14 protein-coding genes are annotated in these 17677 nt (G+C 43.5%); 8 read left to right on the top strand and 6 right to left on the bottom strand.

Annotation, left to right across the window (positions count from 1 at the left end; all coding sequences use genetic code 11):
- Nucleotides 1-1773: a DCC1-like thiol-disulfide oxidoreductase family protein gene (locus ACZ1GZ_RS17440; RefSeq protein ID WP_472666140.1), complete on the bottom strand. Its 1773-nt coding sequence runs from the start codon at nucleotides 1771-1773 to the stop codon at nucleotides 1-3.
- Nucleotides 1774-2306: 533 nt separating this feature from the next.
- On the opposite strand from ACZ1GZ_RS17440, the gene ACZ1GZ_RS17435 reads away from it, so the two are divergent.
- The 6 genes from ACZ1GZ_RS17435 (at nucleotide 2307) to ACZ1GZ_RS17410 (ending at nucleotide 10657) form a co-directional block, all read left to right on the top strand.
- On the top strand, nucleotides 2307-2741 hold the full coding sequence (locus tag ACZ1GZ_RS17435) for a DUF3429 domain-containing protein (protein WP_472666139.1): 435 nt from the start codon (nucleotides 2307-2309) through the stop codon (nucleotides 2739-2741).
- On the top strand, nucleotides 2738-3727 hold the full coding sequence (locus ACZ1GZ_RS17430) for an NAD(P)/FAD-dependent oxidoreductase (protein ID WP_472666138.1): 990 nt from the start codon (nucleotides 2738-2740) through the stop codon (nucleotides 3725-3727). Before ACZ1GZ_RS17435 ends, ACZ1GZ_RS17430 begins: the two co-directional genes overlap by 4 nt.
- 190 nt (nucleotides 3728-3917) lie before the next feature.
- Nucleotides 3918-5729, top strand: coding sequence for a sensor histidine kinase (locus ACZ1GZ_RS17425; RefSeq protein WP_472666137.1), 1812 nt, complete (start codon nucleotides 3918-3920; stop codon nucleotides 5727-5729).
- A complete protein-coding gene (locus ACZ1GZ_RS17420; RefSeq protein WP_472666136.1) occupies nucleotides 5726-7066 on the top strand; it encodes a sigma-54-dependent transcriptional regulator in 1341 nt (446 codons plus the stop codon). Before ACZ1GZ_RS17425 ends, ACZ1GZ_RS17420 begins: the two co-directional genes overlap by 4 nt.
- Before the next feature lie 222 nt (nucleotides 7067-7288).
- On the top strand, nucleotides 7289-8269 hold the full coding sequence (locus ACZ1GZ_RS17415) for a TAXI family TRAP transporter solute-binding subunit (RefSeq protein WP_472666135.1): 981 nt from the start codon (nucleotides 7289-7291) through the stop codon (nucleotides 8267-8269).
- Between the two features lie 150 nt (nucleotides 8270-8419).
- Nucleotides 8420-10657 (top strand): TRAP transporter permease, encoded by a 2238-nt coding sequence (locus ACZ1GZ_RS17410; protein ID WP_472666134.1) that lies wholly within the window; start codon nucleotides 8420-8422, stop codon nucleotides 10655-10657.
- A gap of 73 nt (nucleotides 10658-10730) precedes the next feature.
- On the opposite strand, the gene ACZ1GZ_RS17405 is transcribed toward ACZ1GZ_RS17410, so the two are convergent.
- Entirely contained in the window at nucleotides 10731-11486 is a 756-nt protein-coding gene (locus tag ACZ1GZ_RS17405; RefSeq protein ID WP_472666133.1) for an alpha/beta fold hydrolase, read from the bottom strand.
- A 191-nt stretch (nucleotides 11487-11677) separates the two neighbouring features.
- On the opposite strand from ACZ1GZ_RS17405, the gene ACZ1GZ_RS17400 reads away from it, so the two are divergent.
- On the top strand, nucleotides 11678-12358 hold the full coding sequence (locus ACZ1GZ_RS17400; protein WP_472666132.1) for a DNA-3-methyladenine glycosylase I: 681 nt from the start codon (nucleotides 11678-11680) through the stop codon (nucleotides 12356-12358).
- A gap of 78 nt (nucleotides 12359-12436) precedes the next feature.
- Here ACZ1GZ_RS17400 and ACZ1GZ_RS17395 read toward each other — a convergent pair whose 3' ends face one another.
- Nucleotides 12437-13519: a CNNM domain-containing protein gene (locus ACZ1GZ_RS17395; RefSeq protein WP_472666131.1), complete on the bottom strand. Its 1083-nt coding sequence runs from the start codon at nucleotides 13517-13519 to the stop codon at nucleotides 12437-12439.
- 102 nt (nucleotides 13520-13621) lie between these two features.
- The gene (locus ACZ1GZ_RS17390; protein ID WP_472666130.1) at nucleotides 13622-13846 is read right to left on the bottom strand and encodes a hypothetical protein; all 225 of its coding nucleotides are present in this window, start codon (nucleotides 13844-13846) and stop codon (nucleotides 13622-13624) included.
- A gap of 211 nt (nucleotides 13847-14057) precedes the next feature.
- Here ACZ1GZ_RS17390 and ACZ1GZ_RS17385 point away from each other — a divergent pair, with 211 nt between their 5' ends.
- Nucleotides 14058-14924: a diacylglycerol/lipid kinase family protein gene (locus tag ACZ1GZ_RS17385; RefSeq protein ID WP_472666129.1), complete on the top strand. Its 867-nt coding sequence runs from the start codon at nucleotides 14058-14060 to the stop codon at nucleotides 14922-14924.
- Nucleotides 14925-15057: 133 nt separating this feature from the next.
- Here ACZ1GZ_RS17385 and lpdA read toward each other — a convergent pair whose 3' ends face one another.
- Together lpdA and ACZ1GZ_RS17375 are read right to left on the bottom strand one after the other, a co-directional pair.
- The gene (gene lpdA / locus ACZ1GZ_RS17380; RefSeq protein WP_472666128.1) at nucleotides 15058-16416 is read right to left on the bottom strand and encodes a dihydrolipoyl dehydrogenase; all 1359 of its coding nucleotides are present in this window, start codon (nucleotides 16414-16416) and stop codon (nucleotides 15058-15060) included.
- The gene (locus tag ACZ1GZ_RS17375; RefSeq protein ID WP_472666127.1) at nucleotides 16413-17675 is read right to left on the bottom strand and encodes a dihydrolipoamide acetyltransferase family protein; all 1263 of its coding nucleotides are present in this window, start codon (nucleotides 17673-17675) and stop codon (nucleotides 16413-16415) included. The genes lpdA and ACZ1GZ_RS17375 overlap by 4 nt, the downstream gene beginning before the upstream one ends.
- Nucleotides 17676-17677 lie beyond the last annotated feature (2 nt).

The following is a 17677-nucleotide window of genomic DNA, read 5'->3' as shown; positions in this document are numbered from 1 at the left end:
TCAGTTAAAACACTGATGCGTCCATACTTTGCGACGATCTAAAATCTTGGGAATACCCGGTGGTTGCGTGCGTTCGACATTGAAGTAAATTTCAAAAGACATAAGTTGCTCGGGATTATCTGCACTTTTATTCCACAAGCGGCATTGATAACGTCCATAGTTAAGTAGCATCTGATACGGCCCACTCGTATAACTTTCGTCCTCCATATTGGCGATATATTTTCTCCATCGTGAACTTTCATAAAGCGCGGATACGAGATCTGGCTTAATGAAATCAGGCAATGCCATTTCACCACTATACACATTCACCATTGTCCCATTGCGGAGTTCCCCGGGTATGATCGGCCAAGGACTATCGAGTTCTGGATAGGGCGCAAACATCGTCCAATTTTGATAAAGCCCCAAAAATTGCCGCACCATACGATATTCATATGGCAATTGAATGCCAGCTGCGGGGATTGTTGAAATATTTTGGACAACGACAAAAAAGGTGAAAAAAATCACTGTAACGGTTTGAATTAGGCCGCTTTCAGTCCGCACTGTTTTAAAGGGAAAATATCTTTTGGAAATTTGGCTTAAAAACGGCCGGTTATTGGCGATGAAATTGTAGATCCCATCCCCTATGTTTTGAAAAACGGATAGCGCCATTAAATTGCTTAGAGGCCAAAATACAAAGGATTGTGCGACTAGATGTGAAAGTGCTGACCATTTTAAATACTGCTGATCATGTATCTCAATGATCCAAGAATTGTGCACGTCCATCATTTCTTTTTTGTCTGTCTTGTCTTGAGCTGGTCTAATCCTCACATTCGGTAGGGCCAAAAAAACACGCAGCATATTACATATTTTTAGGCAAAAGTCGCAGGTGCCATCATACCAAATAGTGATGGGTTCTGCGGTTGTTTTGATCCGGTTCGCAAGCTTATCCCACGCCCAACCGGGCATAAATAAAAGGTTCATTGTGATGGATATCAACGGGAACAAACCTATCTCTAAAAACAGGTAAAATCCGATATGCATGGTGATAAATGCGACCATAAATATAAGGCGCAATTGTTTTTGGAATATCGGAGAAAAGATCAAGATTGGACCAATATACTCCAGCGCCAGCACATAATAGGTTAGGCCGGATAAATGGGCTTCAAACTGCCTGAACCAATGGGCGAATGGAGTGACTAAATAGTCGAGCTGAAGTGCATAGTATACAGCTGTGCCATCGGGAAACCAGCGCGCATCTGACTTTAAGATCGCACTAAATAGATACATCGACATGCCCTGTATCAGGATTGCAAATGTCGCCACACTAAAGAAAGCATTTGGCTTTTGATCATTATCAGGATCAAGTGCTGCATCAATCGAGTATCTCGCGCCCAAAGGCAAAAACATTGACCAGAATGTCAGCAGCAAAACTAAGTTATCTTCACCTGATAAGATCAATACATTTCGGTTCTGAATGGAAATAAGAAACAACCAACTGATGATCGTCATCAACCTTGTTTTCCATCCGATTAATAGAAAAAATGCAGCCAGTGCTGCGATGGAAAATAGCATCACTTGAAAGGACGCAGAGCCATTGATCATATGAAAACTGAATGATGCGTCAGATAGATAGTCGACCAATACTGCGCGCGGCATAACACCAAAATCTGTATAATGCGCGACCAGGTCTCGGCTGCGTGATATCAGATCGAGAATGATCGAACTTGATAAAAATACCCGGAACAATGCGAGCGTGCGCAGATCAATCCCAAAAATGGTCGAAAATTTTGTCAATTGAACGCCCCGTGCAAAATATCAGCGACCTAGAAGCCAATATCCTAACGTCTAGATAACATGATTCTTCCAAAACGCTGATAGCAAGTATTTTGAATGTAGATGATTGCTATTGACTCGAAGGAAAGGATGCTTCGTGATGCTGTATGTTTAATATCGAGTATGGGGAAAATTGGCTTTAGTGTTGTTCACCATATTTTACCTGTCGAGGGATCAATTTTATTTGCTGCTAACATAATTCTACAATGAAATTTAAATAGATAATTGGAAATAAAACACTTATTTTGATGATGTTTGCGACAATTACGATATCAATCATCCATTTAAAACTCCCCGGAGTGCGTGTTTTATTCTCTCATAGTCGCCGTAGATATTATGATTGAATAATTATTGAATATGTAAATTCGTTCAAAAAAAACATCTATTTATGGTTTTGGCGCGTACATTTGTTATGGATGCAGGATAAAAGCGGTCTGTTCTGTAGGAGCCATAAGTTTCGGCTTGTAAATAATAAAAAGTAGGAAGATTTCGTAGTGAGAAAACTTTTCCCATATCTAACATATGGTGGGGCAATTCCATTTGTTTTTTGTGCAATATGTTTAGCTGTTGGCATTAAGCAATTGCCTGTTTTAGGATCAGTTGAAAACCTACTAAGTGCCTATGCATTGGTTATTTCAACGTTCCTAGCTGGCGCTCACTGGGGCCAGCACCTTCATATCCAAAACGATCGTTGGGCGCATATTTTACCAATTTTGAGTAATGTTACAGTCGTTCTACTTTGGGTTGGCTTTTTAGTTCTGAGCTTTAAATTAAACATGTTCATGTTTGTCGCCGCTTTTGGCGTTTTGCTGATGGTAGATCACAGATTATATGCGGCAGGTTTCATTGCACGCGATTACTTTAAAACACGCATGATCGTTTCATCCATTGTCATCATTACCCTTATCGCGTCTGGAATATTTGCATGACAAAGATTGCAATTATTGGTGCTGGATTATCTGGGTTAACCGCAGCGCATTTGCTAAGAGACTACGCCGATATCACCATATTTGAAAAATCGCGCAGCGTGGGTGGCCGCATGTCGACAAGGCGTGCTGAGCCTTACTTTTTTGATCACGGCGCGCAATATTTTACAGCGAAAACTAAATTGTTTCAGGACTTTATCCAACCCTTACTAGATCATAATGTTATCCAGCCTTGGAACGCGAAATGTGTAACGATGAAAGGCGATAAAATCACCGAAAATGAACATTGGTGTAACGACACGATAAGATATGTCGGTGTTCCTTCAATGAATTCTGTCGCAAAATTTTTAGCGCAAGATTTGTCTATTCATTTCGATACGAAAATTGTTTCGCTGACTTACCAAGATAAATGGCAGCTAGCGGATGATCAAAACCGAGATTTTAAAGATTTCGATTGGGTTATTTGTACCATTCCATCGCCTCAAGCCTTGGATTTGCTGCCAGAAACATTTGCACACCATGACCAACTCAAAGCTAGGAAAATGCATGCATGTTTTGCATTAATGCTTGGATTTGACCATGGATTATCGCTCGAATTTGATGCAGCCCATATTATGGATGAAGACTTGAGCTGGATTGCGGTCAATCGTAATAAGCCGCAAAGATCTGGTCCGGATACTTTGGTGGTTCATTCAACAGCAGAATATGCCGATGCGCATATCGATGGTGATCGTGAAGAGGTGATGCGCCATTTAATTGCGCAGACAACGCGCATTCTTGGTTTTAACGTTGCAAATGCAGAGCACAAAGTCATCCATGGTTGGCGATACGCCAATAGTGTTGAGAGAGATAAAACACCAAGGTCTTTCATCGATCCGAACCAAAAGCTTGCCGTGTGCGGTGATTGGTGTTCTGAAGGTCTTGTCGAAGGTGCGTTTTCCTCTGCACATGATCTGGTGCAAGTGCTAAAAAGAACGATCCAAGTTTGAGAGTGGCTTGGGCTTAAAACGCGTTTTTGATTTGAGGATCAACGGCTTTTGCAGGTAGTATTGTGTGGATCACATTTGAGTATTTTAGCGATTTAACTTATGTGTGAGGTTGAACTAAGATCTGTTAAAATATTAGGCCCAAATGCGAAAACAACTCAAAACGACCTTAAAACAACAGCGATTTATTGTCGTGACGTTAGTTTTTCTTGTGTTGATTGTCGTACTCGCAATCGCTTCTAACCCATTTGTAAAGCGCTATTTCCTTATGCAAACTGTACAAGCGCAATCAGGTACACTTGAGTTGGCGACCGAAGGGTTGCGGCTAACGCTCGATCGTTATGCACGCATCCCGGCTCTCATCGCGGCGCGTCCTGAAATTTCCGCGTTTCTAAATAATACTGTTTCAAACACGCTGAAGATAGGTGCAGAAAGTCTGTTATCAGAAACAGCCAATGCGCTTGGCGCTGAAGGTGTTTATTTGGAAGATGCAACGGGTAAGCTTTTAGCGCAATCAGACCGGGGTGAAGGAGAACTTCCTTTTGAGAGTGGCAAATATTACCGACCCTATTTTGATCAGGTTATTGCAGGGGGTATTGGACAATATTTTGCGATGAGTACGCAAAGCGGACAACGTGGTTATTTTTATGCCGCGCCCGTACGATCAGCGGGCCGTATTAAAGGTGTGGTTGCGGTGAGATTTACCGTTAATCAATTTGAAGCCAGTTTAAGTGAAGGCAATTCCGAAGTTATTGTGCGAGATTCAAACGATATTGTTTTCATTTCCAGCCGTGATGAATGGAACTTAAAATCACTGACCCGATTGTCCGAGCAAAATCGTAAAATCATTGCGTCTGCAAAACAATATCCACTAGATTTGCTGCAACATCTACCCAATGAACAAGATGAGTTTCAATCAAATATCTCTCTGATCAAGATTGAAACCAGTGAAGGTTTCACACAATTCATTGCAACAACAACATTGATCGCGCGTGCGGGTTGGCGGGTGACAATTTTAACTCCCACACGTCCGTCAACTGTTTTGGCGGTGTTAACTGCTGGTAGTATTATCATTTCAGCGCTTTTAGTTGCGGCCATTGCGCTTTTGATCCGTCAAAGACAAGTCAGATTATCTGAAAAACTTGCCGCAGAGAACCGCACGAAAATGCAGCTTGAACAAAAAGTCACCGAACGCACAAGCGAACTCAACCAATCAAACACTTTGCTGCTTGCAGAGGTTGAGGAGAGAAAAAATGCTGAACTGCGCCTTCGCAAAACGCAAACTGAGCTTATTCAAGCAGGAAAACTTGCAGCTTTAGGGCAGATGTCAGCTGCGATTTCGCATGAATTTAATCAGCCTCTTGCCGCGACCAAAGCTTATGCTGAAAATGCTGGTTTATATCTCGAGCGTGATCGCAAAGCAGAAGCGACAAAAAATATTGGCCATATTGTTTCCATGGTTGATCGCATGTCATCGATTGCCAAATATCTCCGCAATTTCGCACGAATGCCACAAGAGCGAACGAAACCGATTTCACTGGCGCAGGTTTTAAACAGTGTTTCGGAATTGATGAGACCGCAATTATCAGCCGCTCAGATAAATTTTAAATTTGAAAGACCAGATGAGGGATTGTTTGTAACGGGTGGCGATGTTCGCTTGCAGCAGGTTATTGTAAATCTTTTGCGCAACTCGCTCGATGCTGTTGAACATGTGGAGAAACCAGCCATAACGTTGCGCACTCAAGTTCGCGAAAACAAAGTTGATATAGTTGTTGAAGACAACGGCTCTGGTATTCCTGATGAAACACTTAATCAGATATTTGACCCATTTTTCTCTACCAAACAGGCGGGGCAAGGCATGGGTTTGGGGCTATCTATAACTTATAACATCATCAAAGATTTTGGCGGTGAGATCAGCGCAGCGAATTCAGCAAATGGGGGCGCGATTTTCAAGGTCACGCTATTGAAGGCGAAACAAGACGATTTGAATGAGGCGGCTCAATGAGTGTTGTATTATTCGTTGATGATGAAGAACATATTCGATTGGCGGCCGAGCAGGCGTTTGAACTGAACGATTTAAAGGCGGAGTTGTTTGAAAGTGGGTTGGATGTGCTTTCTCGCATTGATCAGCAACTGGATGCTGTGGTTGTAACAGATGTGAAAATGCCGAGCATTGGCGGTTTGGAATTGCTTAAATCTATTCGCGAAGTTGATCCGGATTTTCCTGTGATTTTGGTCACAGGCCATGGTGATATTCCAATGGCGGTTGATAGTATGCGGGTTGGTGCATATGATTTTATTGAAAAACCTTTTTCACAAAAACATCTGATTGAAACGGTAAAACGAGCGCAGGAAAAACGCCGATTAACATTAGAGGTTAGATCTTTAAAAGCTTCGCTCTCTGGTTACAGTACACTTGAAGGTTCGTTGCCGGGAAAATCTGCAGCGATTGAAACGCTAAAGACAAAAGTAAAAATGTTAGCCGGATTAGAAGCTGATATTTTGATTGCAGGCGATACGGGGACGGGGAAGGACACTGTCGCTAAATTATTGCACGATCTTAGTCCGCGAAAAAACTCGGAATTTGTATCAATAAACTGTGCTGCTATTCCAAAAGATCTTCTTGAAATAGAACTGTTTGGTCATGAAGCAGGTGCTTTTCCGTCTGCAACAACAAGCCGATACGGCAAGTTTGAATATGCGCGCGGGGGAACTGTTTTCCTTGATGCGATTGATATGTTGCCAATTGAGACACAGGCTAAACTACTGCACGCAATTGATAAGCGCTCGATCACGCGGCTGGGTTCAAACCAACCCGTTGAGCTTGATGTGAGGTTTATTGCAGCGTCTCATCTTGATTTGAAGCAGTTGATTAAACAAGACAAGTTTCGCAGTGATCTTTACTACAGATTGGCCAAGGCTGATCTTGCATTGCCTGATCTTGAAGAAAGGCGCGAAGACATTCCGCTCTTGTTTCAAAAATTTGTTGTCGAAGCAGCTTTGCGGCACGACAAAGAGACGCCACAGATACAGCCCAAACTTTTAACGCAGATTGCAACTGCTCATTGGCCTGGGAATTTACGTGAACTCAGTGTTGCGGCCGAACGTTATGTTTTGGGTATTGATTTGAATATAGGGCATGAGCTTCCTGCTATTCAAACGGGTAAGCCTTTATCTGACATTATGGCGGAACAGGAACGGGCGATCATTGCATCCGTATTGGCCGCGCATAATGGAAGCTTAAAAGAGACGTATGAAACCTTGCAGATATCTCGTAAGGCACTTTATGAGAAAATGCAGAAGCTTGATCTGCGACGTGAAGATTTCGTAAAACATGGCTAAAATAGACGAGTGTTACGCGATAGGTACAAGTTTTTTGTATCAATGTTACCTTTTGTGCTCAACGTGCCAGCGCCTACTTCAATAAATTGCAAAAAATGCAAAATGGTGTTTGATTTCTTCAGCTGAATGCTTTTTGCGTGAGGTCGAGGACGCTTACTTAAGTGGTAACTTACGTCGCTCGAATATCAATTTGACCTTTTTATGAGGGTCTAGGGAGGAACTATGAAACTTCGAACTCTATTATCAGCAACTGTTGCCCTTGGTTTGGCAACAAGCGCAGCTATGGCAATGGACAAAACTGGTTGGCCTGAGAGCTTTACGGTTGGGACTGCATCACAAGGTGGAACATACTTTGTGTATGGTTCTGGCTTTGCTGGCATTATCGCAGAAGACCTTGGTGTTTCAGGCGGTGGTGAAATCACAGGTGGCCCAATGCAGAACATGGCGTTGGTACACACAGGCGAGGCTGCATTTGGCATGACAACAATGGGTCCTGCAAATGAATCTTTGAACGGAACAAACCCAATTGCACCAGGTCTTAAAATGGACAAAGCATGTGCAATGTTCCCAATGTATCAGACACCATTTAACGTGACTGCTCTTACATCTTCAGGCATTAAATCAATTGCTGACATTCCTGCTGGTTCAAAGATCGGTTTTGGTCCTGCTGGATCAACATCTGACACTTATTTCCCTTCAATGTTGGAAAACTTGGGTGTTGAATTTGAACGCCGTAATGGTTCATGGAATGACTTAGGTTCACAATTGCAAGATGGATTGTTGGATGCAATTGCATTTGCAGCGGGTGTTCCGACTGCAGCTGTGTCACAGCTTGAAGCACAAACAGAAGTGAACTTCGTTGAGTTTACTGAAGATGAGCAGGGTAAAATCCAAGAAGCTTTCCCAGTGGCAAACTTCATCGTGCCAAAAGGTACATATTCTTCACAGCCTGGTGATCTTCGTTCAGTGTCAATGTGGAACTTCGCAATTGCAAACTGTGATCTTCCAGAGAGCTTTGTTTATGAAGCAACTAAAGCTGTAATGGGTGATCATGATCGTATGATGAAAGTTCACAAAGCAGCTAAAACAACAGTTCCTGCAAACTGGGACAAAAATACAGTGCTTAGCTGGCACCCAGGTGCTGCCAAGTGGTTTAATGAAAATGGTGCAAGCATCGAAGCCTCAAATATTTACGGCAACTAATCGCATCTAAAATACACCCCAAGGCCTTAGATAAAGGTCTTGGGGTTTTTAAAAATAATCAAAATTAATTCAAGACTTACAGTTTCAATTGGCGTGCGTGCCATTGAACTTGCAAAGGCAATGTGTGACCATGCCTTGGGGGATAAACCAATGAGCGAAGCAACGAAAGATCAGGATATCGTTGAACCAATTAAAGCAGAAGGTATTGACGATGAACCGGTAGAAAGCAATCGTCGCCTTTTTTCTGGTCGGTTTGGATTGTTTGTTGCAAGCTATGCGGCAATCTATGTCATGTTCCACATCATCGCGTTAAACGGTGTTTCTATATCAGCCATAACCGGCATAAACATACCGTTTTTACCAGATTTACCATTAGAAACCTGGAACTTTAGAATTATACATATTGCCGGTGCACTTGGCTTAGGCTTTTTGCTCTTTTCGGCTACTCAATTTAGTGAGGCAGGAAAATCCTCACCACTCTTTAATTTCATTTCCGTACCTTTAAGTGCCGCTGCGCTATTAAGCTTGGCGACTGCTCTATACTTCCAATATCAAATTTCTAATGGCAAACTTTGGAACGGGTTGGATCCGGAAATCAAGTTTAACGAAACTTGGCTCTATGGTGTTCCGTTATTAATTGCGAGTTTTGGTGCTGTTGTTCTTCCCTGGTTTGATAAACGCACCAAGGGAAGTCTATCCGGTTTAGATGTTACTTTAGCAATCTGTGGTCTCGCCGTTGCCGCCTATCTCATTACCATTTTTGGAACTCAAATGCGTAATGCAACAGGTACACCTTTTGCCCCAATTGGCATGTCGATTGCGGCTGTTGCGGGCACGGTTCTTATTCTTGAGCTGACACGACGCGTTGCAGGTTTAGCACTCGTGATCATTTCAGGTGTTTTCTTAGTATATGTGTTCACAGGGCAATTCATGCCGGGTGTTTTAAATGCACCGGCTGTGACCTGGCAGCGCTTCTTTTCGCAAGTTTATACAGACGCTGGTATTTTAGGGCCAACCACAGCAGTATCCTCAACCTATATTATTCTCTTCATTATTTTTGCGGGCTTTTTGCAAGCATCAAAGGTTGGAGATTACTTCGTCAATTTCGCGTTTGCTGCAGCGGGTCGTGCACGTGGTGGTCCAGCAAAAGTAGCGATTTTTGCATCCGGTTTAATGGGGATGATCAATGGCACAAGTGCGGGTAACGTTGTGGCCACTGGTTCCTTGACAATCCCGCTTATGAAGCGTGTCGGCTATTCCAAAAAAGTATCAGGTGCTGTGGAAGCTGCCGCTTCAACAGGTGGGCAGATCATGCCGCCGATCATGGGTGCTGGTGCCTTTATCATGGCTGAGGTGACTGGGATTCCGTATCAGGAAATCGCGATCGCAGCGATCATTCCAGCAGTTTTGTTTTACGTATCTGTCTACTTTATGGTGGATTTCGAGGCGGCCAAACTTGGGATGCGCGGCATGCGCAGCGAAGAGTTGCCAAAACTTGGTGAGATGGCGCGTCAGGCTTTCCTATTCCTGCCGATCGTGATCTTAATTGGGGCCCTCTTTATGGGGTATTCTGTAATCCGTGCTGGCACATTGGCGACAGTTGCAGCTGCTGTTGTAAGTTGGCTAACACCTTATCGTATGGGGCCAAAATCCATTGCCAAGGCATTTGAGCTTTCCGGGTTAATGTCCATTCAGATCATTGCAGTCTGCGCTTGTGCCGGTATCATCGTTGGTGTTATCTCGCTTACAGGTGTTGGTGCTCGTTTCTCTGCACTGCTGCTTGGTTTGGCTGAAACATCTCAATTGCTTGCGCTGTTCTTTGCTATGTGTATCGCAATTTTGCTTGGAATGGGTATGCCAACAACCGCAGCTTATGCCGTGGCTGCTTCTGTGGTTGCGCCCGGATTGGTGGATTTAGGTATTCCGCTACTCACCGCGCATTTCTTCGTATTCTACTTTGCCGTTGTTTCAGCGATAACGCCCCCCGTAGCGCTTGCGTCCTACGCGGCGGCGGGAATATCGGGTGCAAACCCAATGGAAACTTCTGTTACGTCGTTCCGCATCGGGATTTCAGCCTTTATCGTGCCGTTCATGTTCTTTTATAATTCAGCGCTCTTGATGGATGGCACGACTATTGAGATTGCGCGTGCGTTCATCACAGCTGTTGCAGGTGTGTTCTTACTATCCTCTGGCATGCAAGGTTGGTTTATCGGCAAACCGGTCGTGTGGTTCAACCGTATCGGTTTGATCATTGCAGCCTTATTCTTAATCGAAGGCGGTATCTATACCGATCTGATGGGGGGCGGCATCGCAGCATTGGTATTCTTTGTGCAGCGTGTTGTGAAGCCAAAACCCGGTGCGATGATTGGAACAGCCGGGGCTGACTAGAAAGCAAATGCATTGTGAGGTGCGTAATCTAATTCGCACCTCATGATTTTTTATTCAATATTCAATTGAAATATTACGTGATGTGTTCAGATAGTTGCGCTGCGAAATAGTCTGGTTTTTTGCCCGGCCATCCGTGCCCACCATCTTTAACAAATAGATATGATCCATTCGGTACGATTTGGGTTAACCTTTCAGTTGATGATTTAATCAATTCATGTTCTCGATCACCTGAAACAAACTTTACTTTCGCCTGAATATGCTTGGCGTCATCTGGTGTGCGAAAATCAACAACATCGTTCGTCGCTCGCTTAAAAGCTGAAGATCGTGTTTGCGTAGCTGATTGGACATAATCCTCAATTTGGCTGGTTTCTACACCCAATGAAATTGCGTTTTTCCTAGCGAAGAAGGATGTCGTTGCAATGGGTGCGATAACGAAAGACATTAGCTTCATTAAGCCTTTCTTTTTCATGCCGCCAGCATGCATCCCGCTTAAAAATGCGGTGCGGAACCTTTCAGGATTTTGAGCAAGTAGCATTAATCCAACATAACTGCCCAGTGAAATGCCTACTATATTCACGCAGGTTGGCAATTCATTTTCAATTACAGTGTGAACTTGTTCAGCTGTATTTTCTAATGAAACCCAGGGTACATCGCGGCTTTGGCCATGCCCTGGTAGGTCGATGAGTAATGCTTTGATATCGGGTAGTTTTGGTAGGAATTTCTCCCACATCCAAGAACTAACACCAACCGCATGCAAAAAGACAACGGGAATGCCATCGTCGGGTCCTAATATCCTAAAGCTTAGTGGCGATTTATTGTTTTGGTTCATAAATTAACTTTCAAAGTATTCTGGTCCGCTTGATAAATGGAGTTGCTAATTAAGAGAGCCGGTTGATGGAATAAATAGCATTTGGCACTTACTCGATTCTTTTGGCGATAGTGTGATCCTTTTATGGCTTTAATGTTGAGTGCAAAGTTTTGTGCCTATATGAATAACACTCAAATAAATCAGGAGTTCACATGCGAAAATTTCGGGAAATTTATGAGATTGCAGCCGAACGTAAGGGCGGTTCTACCGCGCTTGAAAGTTTAATTATTCATGAGTTTTCACCCGCGTCGCGCTCCGTTGATGAACTCAAAAATATCCCGCATGATCGTTGGCTCGCGCAAGCGACCAAGTGTGTTTTTCAAGCCGGCTTTAATTGGAAGGTTGTTGAAAGCATGTGGCCTGGATTTGAAGCGGCGTTTGAAGGTTTTGATCTTGGTAAATGCGCGATGTTAAATGAGGATGATTTCGATCGCCTTGTGTCCGACACGCGCATTGTGCGTTATGGCGCGAAAATCCGCTCAGTCCAGGAAAACGCGCAGTTTATGATTAGCTTGGTTAAAGAGCATGGTTCGGTCGGAGAAGCGTTTGGTAATTGGCCACATACTGATTTTATCGGGTTGTTGGAGCTTTTGAAGAAAAAAGGAACCCGACTTGGTGGTAACACCGGTCAATATTATTTGCGTTTTATGGGGGTGAGTGGGTTTATTTTGTCAAAAGATGTAACAGCGCGTCTGATCGCTGAAGGGGTGGTTGATAAAAATCCTACATCCAAAAAAGATATGGCAGCGGTGCAACATGCATTCAACACATGGATGCAACAATCGGGTCGTTCGCTGACAGAAATCAGCCGCATTGTTGCAATGAGTGTGTAATATGGGCGTATATCTAAACCATCAAAGGTAGCAGATCTGCCGACGCAGAGTATGTCGGGTTTGAGTATCTTGCCGCATTTAATCGTCTGAATGCACTAAATTTTTTGGCAGTTCTTTCAGATCAACACCCATACTTTCCATGCGTTCACGCCATTTATTGCGTGCGTGCTTTTGCATGTCTTCAACCGTGTCGAGTTCATCCGTGATCTCGAGCCCCATGATGGTCTCAATGATATCTTCCAATGTGACAAGTCCCTGAACTGTCCCGTATTCATCAACCAACAAAACGATATGTGCTTTTTCGGTGATCAGCTGTGAATAGGCATCGTAAACAGTCAATTTGTCGGACAAGGCAACAAAATCTCGTTTGAAGGCAGTTAGCTTTTCATCGCCGTTATTATTTGCTTTGGCTGATAAAATATCGACCTTTAAGACGTAACCAACAATATCATCTTGTGATGAACTAAATATGGGAACTCGAGAGAAGGGTGAATTGGGATATTTGGTGAAATAGTCTTGTGTCGTTAGGTTCTCAGATAGGGAGAAAATCACCGAACGAGGTGTCATAATGTCACGAACTGAAATTTGTCGGATTTTCATCATGTTGGTGAAGATTGCATGCTCTTCGGTGTTAAATACACCTTCCTCTTTGCCGATTTCCACCATGGCTTTCACTTCATCTCGGCTGAATGTAAAGGCACTCGTTTTGCCGCCGGAAATCAGTTTTGTGAGTTTTTCAGACAACCAAACTAGCGGCAGCAAGCCCGTTACCATAGCTTGAATTACTCTCGCTGTCATAGGGGCAAGTTGCTGCCAGTAAGTAGCTCCGAGTGTTTTCGGGATAATCTCGGAAAAGATTAAAATAACGAAAGTGAGAACCGCGGAAATAACGCCCAAATATTGATTGCCGAATACCACGGTGGCCTGCGCGCCAACGCCCGTTGCGCCAACAGTATGAGAGATTGTGTTAGCTGTTAATATTGCTGCAAGCGGGCGATCAATATTTGCTGTGAGACCTTTTAGAAGTTTCGCGCTTTTATGATTTTGGCTCTCTAATGTGGCAATATAGGAAGGCCGAATAGATAACAGTACAGCCTCGCAAACAGAGCAAAGGAATGACACAAAAACAGCTAGGAAAAGATAGAAAATCAGTAAAGTCATGATTTGGTTTGAAAACTCTATTGGCTGGTGTTCTGAAATTTATCACACAGACCTAGCAGATTTTTCCGCATAAAGCATATTGGTTTTAAAGATTTTGGTTGATTAGGTCTCGTCGGGTGGTGTTGTAACTGCAAAATCTCCAGTTGCTTTGTCTTTTGCTGGTTCTCTGAACTCTTCGGTATGCAGGCCTCGGCTGATAAGTTCGCGAATGGCTGCAGCTCTTGAAGGTAAGCGATGTTCAAAGCGCCAGTCGTCAATTGCTTTGACTTCCTCGTCGCTCAGCATCAGCTGTAACTTCTCAGTGCGCTTGCTGACTTCTCTTGCCATGTTTTCACCTTTATCAATAAATCATCTTCTACATAACATACGTATGTTGAGTAACAAACATAAATCACTGCATAAGTGGTGGTTAATGTTGTTCCAATACTACATGAATGTATCTATCTTACGTCCATTAACTATCTGATTTTATTTGATTTTTTATCAAAAACTGATACCTTGAGAAAGTCATTTAAAGTCAATGAAAAGGACTGGATACATGAAGGCACTACTTTTAATAAACGCCAATGCACGTAAAGGTGATGAGGACGATGAATACCTTGTGGGTCTGTTCGAAGGTTCAAATATTGATGTTTCAAAACGCATAGCGCACAGCGAGGAAGAGGCTAAAACTATCTTCCAGTTGGTCATAGCTGATCATGATATGGTCATTTTAGCGGGTGGCGATGGAACAATATCCTGCCTATTAAGCGATGTTCTCGCTTCACGAAAACCTTTGGGCATATTGCCCTTGGGAACAGGCAATGACTTTGCGCGCAGTATTGGTGTTTCTGAAGACCTTAAAGTTGCAGCAGAGCTTATTAAAATTGGTTCAACCCGCAATGTTGATGTTGGCTATGCCGACGGCAAACCGTTTCTCAATGCACTTAATATCGGATTTGCTGAGCAAATTGCTCGTGACCATGGTGGCTTGGCTAAAAAGATTTTTGGAAGTTTGTCATACCCGTATCGTTGGTGGCGATCTTACCATAATTCGAAAACGTTCACCGCAGATGTTGTCATGGACAAAGAAAAACATAATTCATTTAGAGCGGATCAAATCTCTGTGGTAAATTCAAACAGCTTTGGACGTTATCTAACCATTGATAGCGAAAACTCTTTGAATAGTGGTGAGCTTTCTGTCATGGCGGTGAAACCGATCGGTGTGATTGGTTGGATAAAGTTGCTACCGAAAATGTTGCTCGGTGATCCCGAAACTTTGGAGGGCGTAGCGACATCACGCGAGCGATCTATTTCTATTGTGACCAGACCAAAGCAAAAATACACCATTGATGGAGAACCTGCAGGTAAAACTCCCGTGGATGTCAAAGTGCAAAAAGGTCACTTGGAAGTATTTGCTTCGTGATCGAAGAAAGGGGGATCCTTTGAAGCGGTATTATATTTTGGGAAGATAAATGCCAGCTTTGGGATCAGGCATCGGAGTGTTTTGTGGACAGTCCGGTGCCTAATTTGTTTCAAAAGTTCATTGATAATTCAAATTATATATGAACTGCTTTGCCTAATGCCCGCATACAAGCTTCTTGAAATCCTTCTGAGCGGGTGGGGTGGGCATGAATTGTGGCGCTGATATCTTCCAGACGGGCGCCCATTTCTAGTGCTAAAGAAAATGTAGCTGAGAGTTCTGAAACACCTTCGCCAACGGCTTGTATTCCAACAATTACATGATCTTGTTTGCGCCACACAACGCGAATAAAGCCCGTCTCATCTTCCGTGGTCAAGGCTCTGCCATTTGCCATAAATGGAAATTCGGTGGATTGGGTATTTTCAATTGTGCCGGGCAATTCGCCACATACAACGATTTCTGGGTCAGTGAAGCAAACCGCAGGGATGGATTGTTTATCCCAAATCACTTTTTCACCTGCAATATATTCTGCAACCAACTCGCCTTGTGCCATAGCACGATGTGCGAGCATAGGTTCACCGGTAATATCGCCAATGGCAAATACACCGCGCATGGATGTTTGGCAAACGTCATCGATTTGAATGAAAGGGCCATTTTTGGTCAAGGCCAATTCATCGATCTGAATTTTCTCAGTGCGGGGTCGGCGCCCAACTGTTACGAGTACTTTGTCGATCTCGATTTCACCTGAGCTAGTTTTTAAAATACCGTTGGAATATGTTTCAGCTTGCGTGTTTGTCAGTATTTTTACACCTAGATCTGCCAATCGTTCCTGAACAGGTTTTTTTAAGGCTTTATCAAATAGTGGCAATATTGAATCTGTTGCTTCTATGAGTGTGACATCCGTCCCTAGTTTTGAAAACACTGTGCCAAGTTCCAAGCCAATATATCCACCGCCAATAACCGCAAGTGATTTGGGAACGGATTTAAGTGACAAGGCTTGTGTCGAAGATAAGATATCACCACCAAATGGTAACGTTGGAAGTTCGACAGATGATGATCCGGTGGCGATGACAATATTGTCTGCTTTAATGGAGCGAATTTCATCATTGTTTTCAATGGCGACTTGTTTGCCGTCGATAAATTTTGCACGCCCCTTCACAAATTTGACTTTGGCCTTTTTCATAAGGCCCTCAACACCGCCGGTCAGACGTTTTACAATGTCATCTTTCCATTTTATTGTGTCTTCTAAATCAATCTCAGGAATGCTTGCTTTTATGCCAAGTGGTCCCTGAGAAACATGCGCAATTTTATGAAATTCATTGGCCGCGTGAATGAGTGCTTTTGATGGAATACACCCGATGTTTAAGCAGGTGCCACCAGCTGCGTTTTCGTCAACAATTATTGTGTCTATCCCAAGCTGTCCGGCGCGAATTGCACATACATATCCACCCGGGCCAGCGCCAATGATGAGCAGTTTACATTTGAGATCCATCATGAGCGCTCCACAAATAACATGGCTGGGCTTTCCAGCAGAGTTTTCAATTTACGAACAAAAACAGCCGCATCCCATCCATCTATGACGCGGTGATCAAACGAGCAGGAAATATTCATCATGGATTTGGGTTGAAAAGACTGGCCATCCCACATGGGGCGAACCTGCATTTTGTTCACGCCGATAATAGCCACTTCTGGATGGTTGATGATGGGTGTTGTTGCAATGGCTCCCAATTCACCCAAGGATGAAATTGTAATCGTGCCTTCATTTAACTCTGAAGGTTTGATTGTTCTTTCCCTTGCTGAGGTTGCAAGACGTTTGAGTTCTTGAGCATTGTCCCACAAGTTTTGCATCTGCGCATGACGCACAACTGGTACCGTCAAACCATTTGTTGTTTGCGTTGCAATGCCAATATGCACCCCTTCATATTGGTTGATAATTTCAGCCTGATCGTCAAAGCGTGCATTAAACTGTGGTTGCTCTCGGACGGCTTCAATAATGGCTTGCATGATAAAGGGAATAATTGTCAGTTTGGGTCGCTCACCTTCATGTTTTGCATTCAAACTTGTCCGCAATTCCATAAGCGCTGTCATCTCGATTTCTTCAACAATGGTAATGTGCGGTATCTGACGTTTTGACAGAGACATTTTTTCTGAGATTTTGCGGCGCATCCCGACGACGGGGATTTGCTCAACATGCTCACTGGCTCTGCGATTGTTTAATTGATCGGGGTGATCTTTTGTGCCGATCCAATTATCGATATCTTTGTGAACAATCCGCCCGGCAGGACCGCTACCAGAGACTTTTTTCAAATCAATGTTTTCTTCGCGTGCGCGTGCTCGAACAGATGGCGCAGCCAGCGGTTTTTGAGTTGGATCATGTGAAACTAATGCGATCTTGTCAGACGCATCATTGGGCGTTTTGTTGTTTGCAATTTTTACATCTTTCGGTTTTGCGATTGTTGGTTCTGAGTTGTCTTGTTGTGATTCATTAGAATGACTGGCTAATACATCATCTCCATCAATCTCAATTCTAATAAGAACCGCGCCCACTGGCATCATCTGGCCGAGTTCACAACCAAGCTCGAGCACCTTGCCATCAACAATAGAGGGAACTTCAACCGCGGCTTTATCGGTCATGACAGCTGCGAGAATATCGTCCTCACGCACCAAGTCGCCCGGGCTTACGTTCCACTCCACGACTTCAGCTTCCGCAATACCTTCCCCCACATCAGGCAATAACATTTCATAGACACCCATGA

Source organism: Lentilitoribacter sp. JB5-8, from assembly GCF_055693385.1.
This window is presented reverse-complemented; position numbering and strand designations above follow the sequence as displayed.